This is a genomic window from Antarcticimicrobium sediminis (assembly GCF_004348975.1).
GTDB lineage: Bacteria > Pseudomonadota > Alphaproteobacteria > Rhodobacterales > Rhodobacteraceae > Antarcticimicrobium > Antarcticimicrobium sediminis.
Genome location: NZ_SMFP01000013.1, coordinates 23,046 through 39,904, shown reverse-complemented (window position 1 = coordinate 39,904; position 16,859 = coordinate 23,046). Strand labels below are relative to the sequence as shown.

Below are 16,859 nucleotides of genomic sequence, written 5' to 3'. Positions count from 1 at the left end.
CAAAGCTGGCGAATGTCCCTGACGCAGGTTGGATTCGCGCCCCTGAGACGCAGATCGCACATATTTCCGGCATGTAAAAGTCCAAAATGGCACAGTGTTCCGTGTTGCGGAACTGATGCGCCTGTGGCAGAGCTATGACGGTCGCGCGGCCCTGCCTGTTTTCACAGGATGCAGGGCCGCCCAAGAATGCGGAACGCCGGAGAACAACAAGCATGGCTGACAAAGTAATCCTTACCTGCGCGCTCACGGGGTCATTCGACACCCCCAGCAAAAGCGCCGCTGTCCCCGTCACCCCCAAGCAGATCGCCGATCAGGCGATCGACGCGGCGCGCGCCGGCGCGGCGGTTGCCCATATCCATGTACGCGACCCCGAGACCGCCGCACCGTCGATGGATCTCGCGCTCTATCGCGAGGTGGTCGAGCGCATCCGCGAGTCCGATGTCGATATCGTGCTGAACCTGACCACTGGCGCCGGGGCGCGCTATATCCCATCGCCCGAAAACATGCAGATGGGCGGCCCCGGCACCACGCTGTGCGCACCCGAGGAGCGCGTCGCCCATGTGCTGGAGCTGAAACCCGAGATCTGCACACTGGACGTGGGCACGATGAACTTCGGCGAACACGCCTTTCTGAACCTGCCCGACCATCTGCGCCTCATGGCAAAGCTGGTGCAAGAGGTCGGCACCAAGCCCGAACTTGAAGTCTTTGACATCGGCCACATCGTTCTGGCCCGCAAGCTGATCGCCGAGGGCGTTCTGACCGGTCGGCCGTTGTTCCAGATCTGCCTTGGCATCCCATATGGGACCGACGCCACACCGCAGAACCACCTGCACCTGCAATCGCAACTGCCCGACGACGCGAACTGGGCGGCCTTTGGAATCGGCCGGTCGGAATTTGACATCGTGGCGCTCTCGGCACTGTGTGGCGGACATGTCCGCGTCGGGCTGGAAGACAACCTCTATCTTGCGCGCGGCCAACTGGCCCCCGACAATGCGTCGCTTGTGCGCCGCGCGGTTCAGATTATTGAGGGTCTAGGTAAAGAAACCGCCACCGCCGCCGAAGCACGCGCGATGCTGGACTTGGGCTGAACGGATGGACATCACCACAGATACCCGCGTTCTGGTCACCGGCGGTGCCTCTGGCATCGGTCTGGCCACCGTCAAAGCGTTTCTGGCCGCTGGCGCATTGGTCGCGGTCAACCACCTGCCGGGCGATCCCGCCGCAGTGGCGCAAATCGCGCAGCTGAATGAAACCTATGGTCAGGGTCGCGCCCGATCCGCCCCCGGCAATGTCTCGCAGCGGGACGCCGCCGAGGCGATGATCGCCGCCGCGATCACCGATCTGGGCGGGCTTGACGTTTTGGTCAACAATGCCGGAACCTCCGCCACCAAAGAGCCGATCGCGATGTCGGATCTGGATCGTCTGGATGATGACTTTTGGTCCACCATTCTGGACACCAACCTGATGGGGCCGTTCTGGTGTTCGCGTGCGGCTGCGCCGCATCTGCGCAAGGGTGGCGCCATCGTCAATACCGCCAGTATCGCCGGTCTGGGCGGCGGCGCCAGTTCCATGGCCTATGCGGCCAGCAAAGCGGCGCTGATCAACATGACGATCAACCTCGCCCGTGGGTTGGGGCCCGATATCCGCGTCAACGCGGTCGCGCCGGGACTGACCCGCACCCCCTGGACCGGCACCTGGCCGGAAAGCCGCACCGAACACTCACTGGCCTCTACCGCGCTGAAACGTTGGGTCGAGCCCGAGGATGTGGCGCAGGGGATCGTGTTTCTGGCATGTAACCCGGCGATGACCGGCCAGACGATCACAATCGACGGCGGGCGGCTGTTCTAAAGCGGTTCAAGCTCGTCTCGAACCGCCCTGACCGTCCGGTTCTGGGGCGGTTTCGAGACAGCCCTATTGCCCGAACCGCGCGATCAATTCGCGCGGGGGCAGCGCCGAGATCTGGCTCGCAAGAGTCTCCAGCGCCGGGCCGATCTCTTCCCGCATCCGGGTTTCGGGCAGCAGCGCCGCAACCCCACCGCAGTTGATCGCCATCCGCGTCTTGGTGTCGAGATCCAGCACCGGGGCCGCCACCGCATGGACCCCGCTCACCCAACTGTTCATCGACAGGCAATAACCTTGCGTGGCGACTTGCTTACGCGCCTCTGCCGCCGTTTTGGCCAGATCGGCAGCCAGCTGCGGTTCGGTTGCTGACAACTGCGCCGCGATTTCAGCGATCTCGTCGTCGTTGCAGATCGACAGATAGGCCTGTCCAATGGCCGAAACCGCGATCGGCAGCCGGTCCCCCACCGTCAAGCGGGTGGACAGCGACGCCGCACCGCGCGTCTGTTCGACATAAAGCATATCAATCCCCTGCCGAATCCCCAGCGAGACCGAGACCGAGGCCCGGCTCGCCAACGCCTGCATCGGCTGGCGGGCGCGCTGGCGGATATTCAGGCTGGCCAGCGCGGAATAACCCAGCCGCAGCGCCCGAGGGCCGATCCGAAACCCCCCAGCGGCGGACGCTGGCAACAAATAGCCCAGATTGCACAGCACCGAGGTCAGCCGTGATACCGTCGATTTCGGCAACTCGGTGCGCGCCGAGATTTCGGCATTGCTGAGGCTGTCCTCTCCGATCCCGAAGGTTTCGAGAATAAGAAACCCGCGCCGCAGGCTGTTCAGGGAAGTTTCCTTTTTCAAGCGCAGCCCTCGGTTCATTCGCATTGATCAGAGCGCCATCCTAAAGCCCGACCCGGCAAGAGGAAACCGAATTTCCACCCTGGGAAGATCCTGCCACCTCCGGACGGAGGTGTCCTGAAACCGTCTGGAATCCGAACGCCAAGAAAAGGACAGATGCGCGAGGGAAAGTCCTGCACTTTTTTAAATCACTAGATTTCAAAGCCTTGTCGTTTTTCTTCCTCGCATCCCGCGATGGTGGAACGCTTCCTGCTTCTCCTTTGGCAGGCTCGGTCAGCGGGCAGGACGGGACAGGAGACCCGTTCGCCCAAGGACCGGACCCGGCGCACAGGCTGCGCCGTCGGGGCCAGTTGGCCTGCGCAACAGGAACGGGAGGAGAAATGCACAATGGCATTTCAGATCAATATTGATAACGGCGGCACTCTGACCGACGTCTGCATCATGTCGGATGACGGCGTGAAAAAGACCAAGGTTCTGACCACGCCCTACGACCTGTCGAAGTGTTTCTTCGAAGGGCTGCAGAAAGCATCTGAAACCCTCTATGGCGCCGAGGATGTCAAGCGGCTGCTCGAAGAGGTAGAGTTGATCCGCTATTCGACGACGCAGGGCACCAATGCGATCTGTGAACGCAAGGGGCCGAAACTGGGGCTCGTGCTGGACGCCTCCTCTGGCGATCTGCCGCAAGCGCTGCGCACCCATGATCCGGATGTCTATGACGCACTGGTCGGTGATCGTGTGGCCTTTGTCGACACCACCGTGCTCGACACGACCGAGGCCGAGGTCGAAATCGTCAAGACCATCAACCAACTCACGGCCAAGGGTGCGAACCGGCTTGTGATCTGTTTCGGCGGATCGGATTTCCATGCCGCCGAGGATCTGGTGAAAAAGATCGTGCTGCGCAAATATCCACGTCACCTGCTGGGCGCGGTGCCGGTGCTTTATGCATCTGACCTGACGGTGGATCGCGACGCCGAACGCCGCGCATGGTCGGCGCTGATCAACTCTTTCCTGCACACCTCGATGGAGGCGTTTCTTTTCCAAGCCGAAAACCGGTTGCGGGAGTATCGCACCAAGAACCCGCTGTTGATTTTCCGCAATGACGGCGACGCCTCGCGCGTGGCGAAAACGGTTGCGATCAAGACCTACAGCTCTGGCCCGCGTGGCGGGATGGAGGGGCTCAAGACCTTCTCCGGTCTTTATGGCTTCCGCGATGCCGTCTCGATTGATGTGGGCGGCACCACCACCGATATCGGCCAATGCACCGACGGCAAGGTCGCGGATATCCGGCGCGGCAACGTCGAGGGCATCAGCGTGTCCTTCCCCCTGTGCGAGATCTCCAGCGCCGGGGCGGGCGGAAGTTCGGTGTTCAAAGCAGCGGACGGCGCCATTGCCATCGGCCCTGAAAGCGTCGGCGCCCTGCCCGGCCCGGCCTGTTTCGGGCGCGGCGGCAAAGAGGCGACGATCACCGATGCCAGCCTGTTGGCGGGTCTGCTTGATCCGGCCTCCTATTTCGGCGGCGGCATGGGGTTGGATGCGACCCGCGCCGAAGCGGCGGTCATGGCCAATGTAGCCGAGCCGCTGGGCCTTGATCTGGACGCGGCCGTGTTGGCGATGTCGGCTGCCTTTGAAACCAAGATCGCGGGCGAATTGCACCGCTTCACCAAAATCGCGCCCGACACGGTGCTGATGGCCTTTGGCGGCGCGGGTCCGCTCAACGCCTGCGGCGTGGCCGAAAAGGCGGGGATCAAACGGGTGGCAATCCCGGCGATGGCGGCGGTGTTCTCGGCCTATGGCATCGGCACCTGCGACGTGTCGCAACGCTATGTCGTGGGGCTGGAGGCGCACGACACCAAGACCTTGCGCGCCGCAATCGACACGCTGACGAAGAAGGCCGCTCGCGACATGTTCGCCGAAGGTTTTGACGAGGGCAGCTATACCGTCACCGCCCGTCTTGTCGCCGAAACCCCCGAGGGCGATGTGGTGCATGATCTCGACGAGATGGCAGAGTTCCCCTCGGCCCTGGCCTCGGCCACCGCGGTGGAACTGGAACTGAACGCAGTCAAAAGCCTGCGTCACGCCAGTGGCGATGCGGTCTCGGTCAAGCGCGGGACCAAGGCAAAACCTGCCGATACCCGCAAGGTGCTGGTCCCCGAACAGGGCCGGATCGACCTGCCGGTCTATCACCTGAACGCGATGACCCCGGGCGATTACGCGCAGGGGCCCGCCATCCTTGAGGAGGATTATTTCACTGCCCGCGTGCCTGCGGGTTGGACGCTCGTCGTCTCGGACGCCGGCGACGTCATTCTGGACCGGGAGGAGTAAGACCGATGAAAATACCGATGACCGAATATCTGCGCATCAACCTTGAAACCGAAAAGTGGGAATGCCGCGTCTGCGATCACGAGATCGCGCCAGCAGAAGGAAACTACAAGGAAGGGCTGCTGGTCCACAACCGCGACCCGCGCGAAATCCACCCGCCGGTGATTGACCCGGACAAGTACAAGTTCACCTTCAGCCCTGACCCGGAGTGGGTGCGTATTCTGGAATTCTGCTGCCCCTCCTGCGGCACGCAGGTTGAAACGGAATATGCCATCCCCGGCCATCCGCCGCTTTGGGACATGCAGGTCGATGTTGCCGCGCTCAAAGCGCAATGGGCGGCGCGCGGTCCCGCGATGCTGCCCGATGCCGGCCCTTCCGTGGTGGCGGGCCGGGCCCACACCCACTGAGCATTTCACATGACATGTCCGCCGGTGCCCTTTGCGGCGCAGGCGGGCGGACACCACCGGGTGAGACCGTCGAGGAGGACGGCCCCCCGGGTAGACATAGGGAGCGAGAATGAAACGCGTATCCGTTGATATCGGTGGCACCTTCACCGACTGTTTCGTCGTCTGGGGCGAGCAGTATATCGAAACCAAGGCACTGACCACGCACCACAATCTGGCCATGGGCTTCAACGAAGCCCTTGGCAAAGCCTGCGACGTTCTGGACGTGGATCTGGAACACGTCCTGACCGAGGTGGACAGCGTGCGCTATGCCACCACGCTGGGCACCAACGCGCTGATCGAGCACAAGGGCCCCAAGCTCGGGATGCTGGTCACCGCTGGCTATGAGGCCACTGTGCCGCTGAGCCGCGCCCGTGGCTATGGCGAAGGGTTGGACACCCTCGGACAGCAAGACATGCCAAACGCGCAGCGCCCCAACCCGCTGGTCGAGCCGCATATGATCCGCGGCGTGCGCGAACGTCTGGATTTTCAGGGCAACACGGTGATGCCGCTGGATGAAGAAGACGTGCGGCGTCAGTTGCGCGAACTAGTCGACCGTGGCGCGCAAATCATCGTTGTTGCACTGGTCAACTCGGTGGTGAACCCGGTGAACGAGCAGCGCATCGAGGAAATCCTGCTGGAAGAATACCCCTCGCACCTGTTGGGCGCGATTCCGGTGATCCTGTCGCATCAGGTAGCCGGTCGGAAGGGCGAATACGTGCGCTCCACCTCGGCCATCGTCGATGGCTATCTGCACTCCACCATGTATCACGCGCTGTCGCAGCTGGAGCAGAACCTGCGCGCACACACCTATGACAAACCGATGCTGGTGATCCACAACTCCGGCGGCATGGCGCAGCTCAACTCCACCGACGCCCTGCAGACCATCCACTCTGGCCCGGTGTCAGGCATCGGCGCGTCAGAGCATCTGTCGTTGCAGGCCGAACTGGGCAATGTGATCGCCACCGACATGGGCGGCACCAGCTATGATATCGGCATCGTCGTCGAAGGCGGAGTGAAGCACTATGACTTCAACCCGGTGATCGACCGCTGGCTGGTGTCGGTTCCGATGGTGCATCTGGTGACGCTGGGGGCCGGGGGCGGTTCGGTCGCCTCCTATGACCGGATGTACAAGACTGTACAATGCGGCCCCGAAAGTGCCGGATCCGATCCCGGCCCGGCCTGCTATGACCGGGGCGGCATGAAACCCACGGTGACCGACGCCGACCTGTTGCTGGGCTATCTCGACCCGGAAAACTACGCCGGTGGCTCGATCCCGTTGAACCCACGCCGGGCCAAGGCAGTAATTGAGGACACGATCTGTGACGACCTCGATTGCGAGGTGATCGACGCGGCCAAACTAATCCGCGAAAAGGTCGACGACAACATGGCCAACGGGCTGTTCACCGAACTGCGTGCACGGGGATATGACCCCAAGGACTTCACCATGCTGGCCTATGGCGGCAACGGCCCGCTGCATTGTTGCGGCATTGCGCAGAACCTCAGCATCGACAAGATCCTCGCGCCGCCGCTGTCCTCGGTCTTTTCGGCGGTGGGGGCGGGCAATATGCACCAACTCCACATCCACGAGCAGTCGCTTTATCTGGTGCTGTACGACAGCAACACCCGCCACATCTTTGACGACTACACCCGCTTCAATGCCATCGTCGCCGAATTGAAGGAAAAGGGGCGGCAGGATCTATTGCGCCAGGGCGTAGCGGCCGAGGATATCAGCCACGATCTTGAGCTGGACATGCGCTATGGCAACCAGTTGGTACAGACCACGGCGGTGGTTCCCACTCACGAACTGCACGGCCCGGCCGATGTGCTGGCGATGATCTCGCAGTTCTCGACCGACTACGGCAAACGCTTTGGCGAAGGCTCACAGGCGCCAGAGGCGGGCATCCGGATCAATACCATCCGCGTGGCGACCTATGCCCGGCACGAAACGGTCAAGTTCGAGGATATCAAACCGCTGCCCAAGGCGGAGCGCACCGCCGCACCGGCCCCGGCCAGCCACCGCACCTGCCATTTCGTCGGGCAGGACGGGGCGATCGACACTCCGGTCTGGACCCGTGCAGCGCTGAACCCGGGGGTCGAGATCGAAGGACCGGCCATCGTCACCTCGGAGGTCACGACCTTTCTGGTCAACCCAGGCTGGACATTGGTGGCGGCGAAACAGGGCGCAACCTGGTTCCTGCGCAATGAAACCCCGGCTATCCGCCACTGAACCGGTCAGCTCCGGCGCCAGGAGGGGCGCCGGAGCATACCCGTAATCCGACAGGAGGAGACAGACATGAAAGATATGAACACAACGGCCCCGTCGCTGGAAGAAATGAACCTCATCAAGAAGTTCCTTGATGACACCACGCTGTTTCTCGGCCCCGATCCCGAGATCATGCAAAACCACGACCTGATGCCGCGCACCCAAGACGAAGACGCAGCAATCGCCAAGGTGTCCGACAATCATATCGTTGCCAAGATCCGCGACCGGCTACAGTCGGGCTGCGACGAAGGCTTTGAAATGGTCGAACAGATGGGGGCGGCCCCAGGCGCCAAATGGGGTGACGTGATCACCGGCGTCTATTCGGCCAGCGGCGATCTCGCCATCGCCTCGGCGGGCGGGGTGTTGATCTTTTCGGCCCTGGTCCACCACCCGATCAAGTTCATCATCAAGAACTGGATCAACGAGCCCACCGTCGGGGTGAAGGACGGCGACGGCTTTATCCACAACGACAGCCGTTACGGCAACGTCCACAACACCGACCAGTCGATGATCCTGCCGATCTTCCATGACAGCAAGCTGCTGTGCTGGGTCGCCTCGACAGTGCATGAAGGCGAGAACGGCGCCATTGAGCCGGGCGGCATGCCCTCGATGGCCGAAAGCCCCAGCGACGAAGGGCTGAAGATGTCGCCGTTCAAGGTGGTCGAAAACTATCAGATCAAGCGCGATGTGCTGACCTTCCTGCAGAACTCGGTACGCGAACCGAAATTGCAATACGAGGACATGAAGGTAAAACTTTTCGCCTGCCTGCGGATCAAGCAGCGCATCGAAGAAACGCTGAAATCCGATGGCCCGGACGCGCTGGTTTCGACCCTGCGCCTGACCATGGAGGACGTGCGCGCCGAGGTGAAACGCCGCATTTCCGAATGGCCGGACATGACCGTGCGCAGCTATATCATTCAGGATTCGACATTGCGCGAAAACTGCGTGGTCAAGATCAACTGCAAGCTCACCAAAACCGGCGACCGGCTGATCTTTGATTTCCGCGGCTCCAGCCCGGAATTCACCAACCGGGCGACCAACACCATCGTTGCCGGTCTCAAGGGCATGCTGTCACAGGTGTTCCTGTGCTACGTCTGGCCCGACCTGCCGCGTGGACAGGCGGCGTTTGCGCCGATCGAGGTAATCACCGATCCGCATTCGATCGTGGATTGTTCCTATGACGCGCCGAACTCGCAATCGCTGATGTCGATCTTCACCGGCTTCACCGCCGGGCAACATGCGGTGGCAAAGTTCCTCTACTCCTGCCCGGAGAAGTTCACCAAGGTGCATGCGCCGACCTTCAACATGATCAACACCTTCATCTGGGGCGGTGTCAGCCAGCATGGCGAGACCTTGGGCAACCTCTGCGCCGATCTCAACGGCATGGGGGCAGGTGCCACATCGGACCGGGATGGCGAACATGCACTGGCCCCGATCTTTGCCACCATGGCCGATATTGGCGAACAGGAATTGAACGAAGAAGAAGTTCCCTTCCTGCAACTGGTGTCCAAGAAGATGACACGCGACGCCATCGCACCGGGCAAGTATCGCGGCGGCCAAGGCTATTCGATGATGGTGTCGACCAAGGACTCGGAACAGTGGGGCTTCATGACCACCGCTGAGGGCGCCAAGATCCCGCCGTTGCAGGGTCTGTTCGGTGGCTATGCCTGCGGCACCTATCCGCTGTGCAAGGTCAAGGATGTGGACGTCTACGATGTCCTGATGAACGAGCCGGAGAAATTCCGCCACTCGATCGAAGAAATCATGAACGAGCAGCCCTTCGAGGACGCGAAATACAGCACCCATCACATGGGTATGGGGTTCGAAATCTCGAAGCGCGGTGAATTGTTCATGATCAGTCAGGGCGCTGGCGCAGGCTATGGCGATCTGCTGGAACGTGACCCGGTGAACGTGGTGAAGGATATCGAAGAAGGGCTGATGTCGGCCGAAGTGGCCGCGCGGCTTTACAAGGTGGTCTTTGACCCCAAAACTCTTGCCATCGACTTTGAGGCAACTGAACAGGCGCGCGACGAGGAACGCAAGGCCCGCATCGCACGCTCGACGCCCTATGCCGAGTTCATCAAGGGCTGGAACCAGCCCAAGCCGCCGGCGCATCTGCCCTATTTCGGCTGCTGGGGGGATGACATCGACACGCTTTATATGGGCGCGCCCGATATCACCCGCCGCGCGGATGAACCCCGGCCCAACTACATGATGCACCCCAAGGATGTGCGCATTGCCGAGCTTGAAGCGCGCCTGACCGCCGCCGGGGTTGCGGGAGACGAAAAGCAATGAGCCAACATCTCGCAGATGATCTGCCCGACGCCACGGGCACGAAGGCGCTGCGGGTCTGGCTGGAGTCGTCGGGCTATGCCCGCCGGCTTCTGCTGGGCGCGCAGGGCGATCCATGGGCCGAGGGCGCGGCAAAGTACCTGTCGTTCTTCACCCAGGCCCGCGGGTTGCTGCGTTCGGACGTAGCGGTTGTGAATGTCGGCGATCTGTTCCGCTCGTGGCAGGCACGCCACCCGGAGTTGGCCGCCGAGATGGGCTCAAAACGGCGCGCCACCTATCCGTTGCGGCGGATGCTGGAGGAGGACGGCCCGCGTGCCCTGCTGGACGAGGTGGCCGAGGCCGTCGGCGCCCATCTTCAGGGGCAGGTGCCGCTGGTGCTGTCGATGCCCGCCCCCGGGGCCTGGCTGGCCGAGGCGCAGCAGGTCGCCGGACGCGCACCCTCGGTCGACGCGGACACGACCGAGGACGCGGCGATGTATGTCGCCGATTTCATCCGCTGCGTGGCGCAACGCCCTGTTGGCGGGCTCTTGATCGAAGAAGGTGAGACGCCGGGGTCGGCGGATCGCTATGCGCCGCTGCTGAACGCCGCGCGGCATTATCGTTGGGCGGTGGTCGGGCGCGGTGTGGCCCCCGAAGACGCCGCGCGCTTTGATGCGGTGATCGGCGAGGGCGATGCCCCACAGGGCCGGGATGTCAGCGCCGCGCTTTTCGCTGGCGGCGATCTGCCCAAGGCGGGGCCGGCGCAGTTCCTTTATGCGCAAATTCCCGTCGATCACCCGCCCGAGTCCGTTCTGGATGCGGTCGCGCAGCTACAGGGGATTCCGGCCTGACCCCTCTCCCCGTCAGGACTACCCCCTATGGCAGAACGGCATCCCGGATTCGGGGTGCCGTTTCTCGTTTTATCGGCTGTCGTTATTATCGGCGCAGCTGTTCCACCCCGTCCTTCAGCCCCAGCTTGTCGAGCCGAACATAAAGGGTGCTTTTGGCGATCCCGAGATCGCGCGCGGCCGAGGTCAGATTGCCCCGGTTGTGTTCAATTGCGGCGAGGATCGCGTCGCGCTCGGCCAGTTGCAGTGGCGACATCCCCTGCACCGCGTCGGCCTGTGCTTTCGCCTGTCGCAGATCCTGCGGCAAATGCCGGGGCGTCAGCCTGTCGCCACCGCTTTCCAGAAACATGCCTTCGAGCACATTGCGCAGCTCGCGGATATTGCCCGGCCAGTCGTGCGCTGCAAGCGAGGTCAGAAGCGCCGGATCAATCTCTGGCGGGGGGCTTTCATAGCGTTTGCCGATCTGCGTGAGAAGATGCGCGGCAAGCACCGGCAGATCCCCGACCCGCGCCCGCAACGGCGGCAGATCCAGCGTCGTCACCGCGATCCGGTAAAACAGATCAAGACGAAAGGTGCCGTCCGCCGCCGCGGTCTTGAGATCCCGGTTGGTGGCCGCGATCAGGCGCAGATTCACCTTGCGCGGCTCATTCTCGCCGATGCGATAGACTTCTCCGGTTTCCAGAACCCGCAGCAGATGCGGTTGCAGGTCAAGCGGCATTTCCCCGATTTCATCCAGAAACAGAACGCCCCCGTCCGCCGCCTCGATCTTGCCGATCATGCCGCCACGCCGAGCGCCGGTAAAGGCCCCCTCAGCATAGCCAAACAGTTCGCTGGTCAAAAGCTCGCGTGAGAAACCGCCACAGTTGACCGCGACGAAGGCGCCGTCCGCCTTTGGCCCGCTCTCGTGCAAGGCTTGGGCGAACGCATCCTTTCCGACCCCGGTTTCGCCCAGCAGCAACACCGGTGCCGGGCTTTTGGCCAGCAAGCGCGCGCGGCGCACCGCCTCGCAATAGGCCGGGGCCTGCCCGCTCAGCCGCGCAAACGGATCAACCTTCGGGCTGCCCTGCGAAACCTCCCGGCAGGGTGCGCGCCGCACCACGGCAGAGCGGTCAGGCAACACCAGCACAGCGCCCAGTCGTTGCCCGTCGATCGTAATCGGCTCGATCCAGTCGCGGTCGACCCATTCGGGCATATTCTCCGGGGCGACCCGCCCCTTGCGCCAAGGCATCGTCAGATCCCGGATCGCCATGTCCCGACCGTCGTGGTCTTTTGCCAGTTCCGTCATCAAGGCGGCGGCGCGCTCGTTGGTCTTGATCGGCGTGCCGGTGCGGTCAAATACGATGACGCCGTCACGCCCCGGCATCCGCAACCGGTCAAAACACAGGTCGAGCAGACGGTAGCGGAGTTTGAGATCGCGCTGCGCCAGACGGTTTTCGATCCGCCCGGCGGCGGTGATCGCCAGCGACAGGGTATGACGACTGTAGCTTTCGTTCAGACCAGACAGGTCGAGGGCGCCGATAATCGCGCCGCTGGAGGGTTCGCGGATCACACTGGCGGCACAGGACCAGCGTTGGATACCCGAGCAATAGTGCTCGGCCGAATGGATCTGGATCGGCTGGCCAATTTCCAGCGCGGTGCCGATGGCATTGGTGCCAGTGGTCTGCTCGCTCCAGTTCGCGCCGGGCATTAGGTGGATGGCCTCGGTCGGGTCGCGCAGGGAGTCGTCTCCCTCGACGTTCAGCACCGAACCGGTCGCGTCGGTCAGAACCATCACCGTGCCGCTTTCAAACAGAAAATCACGGGCCGAGGCAGTAATCGCGCTGCTGGCCTGTACCAGTTCCTCATTGTCTGTCAGCAAATCATACAGCGCGTCCCCCGCCGCCGGCGGTGGGGCGCCGTCCCGACCCGGATCCACCGCTCCATGGCAGCGGCGCCAGGAATCGTCGATCAATCGACGCAATGCGTCCGAACCGGCATCCTGCCCGTCCATGAACCTTTCCCAGGACGACATAATCTGATGGTCGTTTTCAGGACGTGAAAGTCTTTGGCGCAAAGCCGTGCCGGGCATCCGGTATTTCCTCCCTTATCAGCGTGGCGAATGCTGGTCCTGCTGCGCAAGGTGCCCCCCCTCCGGAACATTGCACGATGCATCCGCCACCCCGTTTCCTAAACGCGTATCGTTTGCTCGGGCTACCCTAACACCAATTCAGAATTGGACAAAACATACTGGTCACCAAAGCCTGACGCCGCGTGCCATCCGTGGTGTCGCGGCGTGCACAGGAACGCTGCGCAGAACTTGCCGTAAGGTCAAGATCGGGTGGATCCCGCAAAGTGCCGCACCCCATTTTCAGGTGCCCCAAGACAAAGACGCGGCCCGCGCCACCGCGTTCGATTTCCGGACGCCACCGTCCGATACTCGGTCGCTGCGCGGAGGATGTTAGTGTCGCAGGCGCGACAAACCGCTTGAACTGCGGACGCCGCAGCGCAACGGTAAGAAACCTGCTTCCCCTAGAGGAGGAGAAGGAGAAAAAACATGGGTGGGAACAACTTTACCCTGGGCGAAATGATCCGCCCGCAGGGCAGCGGTCGGGTGCCGGTCACGGTCCTGACGGGGTTTCTGGGGGCCGGAAAAACCACGCTTTTAAACGGCCTCGTCAGCCGGCCAGATATGGCCGGTGTCGCCGTTTTCATCAACGAACTGGGCGATATCGGCATCGATCATCACCTTGTCGAACGAATCGATGATGCGCTGGTGATTCTTGATTCGGGCTGCCTGTGTTGCACCGTGCAGGGGGATCTGATGGCGGCATTGATGCGTCTGCACGACCGTATGGCGCGCCGTGAAATCCCCCCGGTAAGCCGGGTGCTGATCGAGACCACCGGGCTGGCCGATCCGGGGCCCGTGCTGCGGGCGCTGATGGAGGATCGTCTGGTCTCGGCGCGCTATCGCTGCGACGGGATCCTCACCGTGGTCGATACAACCCGCGTGCGCGATCAGATCGACCGCCACCGCGAGGCCGTTGTGCAGATCAGCATGGCAGATCGGTTGTTGTTGTCGAAGTGCGATCTGGCCGGACAGGTGGAGCGCGACGCGGTGGACCGGGCGCTTGCTGTGCTGAACCCGACCGCGCCGCGGGTCGTGTTGGATCATGGGGCCGCGGATCCACAGGATCTGTTCGCAAGCGGGCTTTACGCGACTGAAGACAGCCCGCGCGATCTGAACAGTTGGCTGGGTGGAACATTGTGGAAAGGCGGGGTCACTTCCGCGAAAGACGGCCATGGAACTGCAGCGCTTCCGGCAATGTCCGCAGGCGGGACCGGCACCCCTGCAACGCCGCACAGCGGCCGGGTCCGCAGTTTCGTCGTCACCTTTGATGCGGCCCCCGGATGGCGCGGCTTTTCCGTCGCTCTGGGAGAGATCCTGTCGGACTGGGCCGGCAAACTTTTGCGCGTCAAAGGGCTGGTGGCGTTGCCCGGTCTCGAGGTGCCGATGGCAGTGCAATGCGTCGAGGAGACCGCCTATGCCCCGGTCCGGCTGGAGGGCTGGCCCAAGTCCGGGCCGCTGGCAGATCGGCGCGGGCTGCTGGTATTTATCGGCGAGGATCTCACCGCCGGGGACGAGGCAGGCATCCGAACCCGGCTGGCCAATATACCCGGCGACCGTGCGGCGCTGCGCCAAGCGGCGGCGCGGCGTGATCTTGCAACCCGTGGCTGGCTGGCGGAGCGGTTGCCGTTAAGCCCCAGCGCCGGGTTGGCATCAGAAGCGTTCGTGATCCAGCCGCGTTTTCTGGGCGAGGCGCGCACCCATGGCTGAACCGGACGGGCGATCGCCCCTGCCACGCAGAAGGGGCCGGGAATGATCGGGCTTCGCCTGCAACAAAGCACGTCGCAGCGCATGACTCAGATGATGCAGCAGGCCATGGGACTGCTGCAAATGGATCACGCGGATCTGGCCGGCTACCTGATCGCACAGGCGGCGGAGAACCCCTGTTTGCAGGTCACGCTTCCGGTCCCTGCCCCACCCCCTCGCAGCGTGCCACGCCCGTGGCGCTTGGCGCTTCTGGGCAGCGGCGAAGAAGTTGACCGGTTGGCGGCGCAGGCGGACGGGCTTTATGCGCATGTGCAGCGCCAGATCGGGCTGCTGTTCCGAAGCGCCGAGGATACCCACATCGCCACGATTTTCGCCGAGGCGCTAGAGCCAAGTGGCTGGCTGGGCAGCCCGGTCGATGAGATTGCGCAGCAGGCCGCCTGTTCCCCCCGCAAGGCGGAAGAGATCCTTGAACGGCTGCACCAGATGGAGCCGGCTGGTCTTTTTGCCCGGTCTTTGGCCGAATGCTTGCGGCTGCAACTTCTCGATCAGGACGCGCTCAGCCCGGCGATGGCGCGGTTGTTGCAGGCGCTGCCGTTGCTGGCGCAGGGCGACACGGCGGCGCTGATGGCGCATTGTGAGGTCGACGCAGAGACTCTTGCGGCACTGGTCACCCGCCTGCGCCAGCTTGATCCCAAGCCGGGAATCCGGTTCGACGCGGCCCCCGAGCTGCGCCGCCCCCCCGATCTGATCGCCGAGCGTGATACACAGGGAAAGTGGCAGGTGACGCTGAACGCCGAGACCACCGCAAAGATCACGGTAGACCCGCTGTCAGGGGCGGACTATCGCGCGGCCCGGGCCGAGGCGCGCTGGATCGACCGGACGCTGTCGCGGCGCAACGCGCTGGTTCTGCGGGTTGCCGCCCATGTTCTGTCGGCGCAGCGGGATTTTCTGGACCACGGTGCCACGCATCTGCGCCCGCTGAGCTGCGCCGATGTCGCCGAAGACCTTGGGCTGCATGAAACCACCATTGGCCGGGTGCGCAGCGGCCTGTTGGTTCAAACCCCGAGTAAGACAGTGCCGTTGCGGGCGTTCTTTGCGCGGGGCGGCACCAAACAGGGCGACGGATCGCAGGTGCCCGCCGCGGCGCTCTCCGCGATGATCGCCGCGCTGATTCAGGGCGAGAACAAGACCGCGCCGCTGACCGACAGCGAGATTTCGCAGCAGCTGGCCGGGCGCGGACTCGCGGTGTCCAGACGCACGGTGGCAAACCGACGACGGGATGCCGGCCATCCTGCGGCGGCCAAGCGCCGTGCGCGGCAACACCCGGACGACACGGTCACGATGCCGGGGCGCGCGGAATCAAACCATGAATAAGTGTGGCCACGGTATGGTCTGCCACCTGTTGCGCGCTCATCCCCCCGTCGGGGCGATACCAGCGCGCGATCCAGTTCAGCGCGCCCGCCACGGTAAAGGCCACCACCTGCGCATTGCCATGCGCTAGCGATCCGTCGCGCATGCCCTCTTCGACCAGCGATTGCAGGCCCTCGTTGATCTCACGCTTCAGCGCCCGGAACTTGGCGCGGCTTTCCTCTCCCAGTTGATCGTCCGAGGTCCGGGTCACGCAGATCCCGAAATCCCGCGTCATCACCAGCGCATATTCCCGCATGAAGGTTTCAAGCCGGTCCCGCGCCGGTCCACCATCTGAATGCGCAGCCTCGGTTGCATCCCGGATCGTTTCCAGCCCCAGCCGGACACATTCGAACAGGATTTCGTCCTTGTTGGAAAAATAGTGATAGATCGTCGGCTTGGTGACGCTCAACGCTTTGGCGACATCATCCAACGATGTAGCGTGAAACCCCTGTGCATTGAAAAACCGGACAGCCGTGCACAGCACCGCGTCCCGCTTGCTTTGCCGCTCTGCTGCACGGTCGCGCCGTGAAACCCAAGGCGAGGATGTGCTGCCGGCTTGCCTCATGATCTCGCTCCGTTCGACTGCACTGACTTGAGTGATTTGTATACTCGCAAGTAACCTAAGGTCAAACACTTGCCGGGCAGTGACCTTAGCGAAGATAAACTCGCCCGCTGATCCGATCCGGCAGGGCCTGCACGCTACGGCAGAAGATAGCAAAAATTACCGTTGCGTATTTTGCTTACTGTGCAGTAACGTCACCGGAAGACGAGCGATATAGACCTCGTTGAAGGGAGGA

General features: G+C 63.0%; 12 protein-coding genes. 9 read left to right on the top strand and 3 right to left on the bottom strand.

Going from position 1 to position 16,859, the window contains the following annotated elements; translation table 11 throughout:
- Window positions 1-212: 212 nt before the first annotated feature.
- Window positions 213-1,088, top strand: coding sequence for a beta-keto acid cleavage family enzyme (locus tag E1B25_RS17280; protein WP_132830832.1), 876 nt, complete (start codon window positions 213-215; stop codon window positions 1,086-1,088).
- 4 nt (window positions 1,089-1,092) lie between these two features.
- A complete protein-coding gene (locus E1B25_RS17275) occupies window positions 1,093-1,848 on the top strand; it encodes an SDR family NAD(P)-dependent oxidoreductase (RefSeq protein ID WP_132830830.1) in 756 nt (251 codons plus the stop codon).
- Between the two features lie 63 nt (window positions 1,849-1,911).
- Here E1B25_RS17275 and E1B25_RS17270 read toward each other — a convergent pair whose 3' ends face one another.
- Window positions 1,912-2,697 (bottom strand): IclR family transcriptional regulator, encoded by a 786-nt coding sequence (locus E1B25_RS17270; protein ID WP_165937656.1) that lies wholly within the window; start codon window positions 2,695-2,697, stop codon window positions 1,912-1,914.
- A 384-nt stretch (window positions 2,698-3,081) separates the two neighbouring features.
- Between E1B25_RS17270 and E1B25_RS17265 the strand changes: the two genes are divergently transcribed.
- From E1B25_RS17265 to E1B25_RS17245, 5 genes are all read left to right on the top strand, one after another.
- Window positions 3,082-5,016 (top strand): hydantoinase/oxoprolinase family protein, encoded by a 1,935-nt coding sequence (locus tag E1B25_RS17265; protein WP_132830828.1) that lies wholly within the window; start codon window positions 3,082-3,084, stop codon window positions 5,014-5,016.
- 5 nt (window positions 5,017-5,021) lie between these two features.
- Window positions 5,022-5,420 (top strand): acetone carboxylase subunit gamma, encoded by a 399-nt coding sequence (locus tag E1B25_RS17260; RefSeq protein WP_206338579.1) that lies wholly within the window; start codon window positions 5,022-5,024, stop codon window positions 5,418-5,420.
- A gap of 109 nt (window positions 5,421-5,529) precedes the next feature.
- Window positions 5,530-7,686 carry a hydantoinase/oxoprolinase family protein gene (locus E1B25_RS17255; RefSeq protein ID WP_132830827.1) on the top strand — a complete coding sequence of 719 codons (2,157 nt, stop codon included), beginning with the start codon at window positions 5,530-5,532 and terminating at the stop codon, window positions 7,684-7,686.
- Between the two features lie 66 nt (window positions 7,687-7,752).
- Complete coding sequence (locus E1B25_RS17250) at window positions 7,753-10,017, top strand: hydantoinase B/oxoprolinase family protein (RefSeq protein ID WP_132830825.1); 2,265 nt, start codon at window positions 7,753-7,755, stop codon at window positions 10,015-10,017.
- Entirely contained in the window at window positions 10,014-10,844 is an 831-nt protein-coding gene (locus tag E1B25_RS17245; RefSeq protein WP_132830823.1) for a hypothetical protein, read from the top strand. The genes E1B25_RS17250 and E1B25_RS17245 overlap by 4 nt, the downstream gene beginning before the upstream one ends.
- Before the next feature lie 85 nt (window positions 10,845-10,929).
- Here the strand turns inward: E1B25_RS17245 and E1B25_RS17240 are convergent, their stop codons facing one another.
- On the bottom strand, window positions 10,930-12,852 hold the full coding sequence (locus E1B25_RS17240) for a sigma-54-dependent Fis family transcriptional regulator (protein ID WP_245510750.1): 1,923 nt from the start codon (window positions 12,850-12,852) through the stop codon (window positions 10,930-10,932).
- 522 nt (window positions 12,853-13,374) lie between these two features.
- Between E1B25_RS17240 and E1B25_RS17235 the strand changes: the two genes are divergently transcribed.
- Window positions 13,375-14,655, top strand: coding sequence for a CobW family GTP-binding protein (locus E1B25_RS17235; protein ID WP_206338578.1), 1,281 nt, complete (start codon window positions 13,375-13,377; stop codon window positions 14,653-14,655).
- 42 nt (window positions 14,656-14,697) lie between these two features.
- Window positions 14,698-16,026 carry an RNA polymerase factor sigma-54 gene (gene rpoN, locus E1B25_RS17230; RefSeq protein WP_132830820.1) on the top strand — a complete coding sequence of 443 codons (1,329 nt, stop codon included), beginning with the start codon at window positions 14,698-14,700 and terminating at the stop codon, window positions 16,024-16,026.
- On the opposite strand, the gene E1B25_RS17225 is transcribed toward rpoN, so the two are convergent.
- Window positions 15,989-16,627 (bottom strand): TetR/AcrR family transcriptional regulator, encoded by a 639-nt coding sequence (locus E1B25_RS17225; RefSeq protein WP_132830819.1) that lies wholly within the window; start codon window positions 16,625-16,627, stop codon window positions 15,989-15,991. The genes rpoN and E1B25_RS17225 overlap by 38 nt on opposite strands.
- Between the last annotated feature and the right edge of the window lie 232 nt (window positions 16,628-16,859).

Coding starts and splice junctions, on each gene's coding strand:
- E1B25_RS17280 (WP_132830832.1), top strand. CDS start 213: ATGGCTGACAAAGTAATCCTTACCTGCGCGCTCACGGGGTCATTCGAC.
- E1B25_RS17275 (WP_132830830.1), top strand. CDS start 1,093: ATGGACATCACCACAGATACCCGCGTTCTGGTCACCGGCGGTGCCTCT.
- E1B25_RS17265 (WP_132830828.1), top strand. CDS start 3,082: ATGGCATTTCAGATCAATATTGATAACGGCGGCACTCTGACCGACGTC.
- E1B25_RS17260 (WP_206338579.1), top strand. CDS start 5,022: ATGAAAATACCGATGACCGAATATCTGCGCATCAACCTTGAAACCGAA.
- E1B25_RS17255 (WP_132830827.1), top strand. CDS start 5,530: ATGAAACGCGTATCCGTTGATATCGGTGGCACCTTCACCGACTGTTTC.
- E1B25_RS17250 (WP_132830825.1), top strand. CDS start 7,753: ATGAAAGATATGAACACAACGGCCCCGTCGCTGGAAGAAATGAACCTC.
- E1B25_RS17245 (WP_132830823.1), top strand. CDS start 10,014: ATGAGCCAACATCTCGCAGATGATCTGCCCGACGCCACGGGCACGAAG.
- E1B25_RS17240 (WP_245510750.1), bottom strand. CDS start 12,852: ATGTCGTCCTGGGAAAGGTTCATGGACGGGCAGGATGCCGGTTCGGAC.
- E1B25_RS17235 (WP_206338578.1), top strand. CDS start 13,375: ATGGGTGGGAACAACTTTACCCTGGGCGAAATGATCCGCCCGCAGGGC.
- rpoN (WP_132830820.1), top strand. CDS start 14,698: ATGATCGGGCTTCGCCTGCAACAAAGCACGTCGCAGCGCATGACTCAG.
- E1B25_RS17225 (WP_132830819.1), bottom strand. CDS start 16,627: ATGAGGCAAGCCGGCAGCACATCCTCGCCTTGGGTTTCACGGCGCGAC.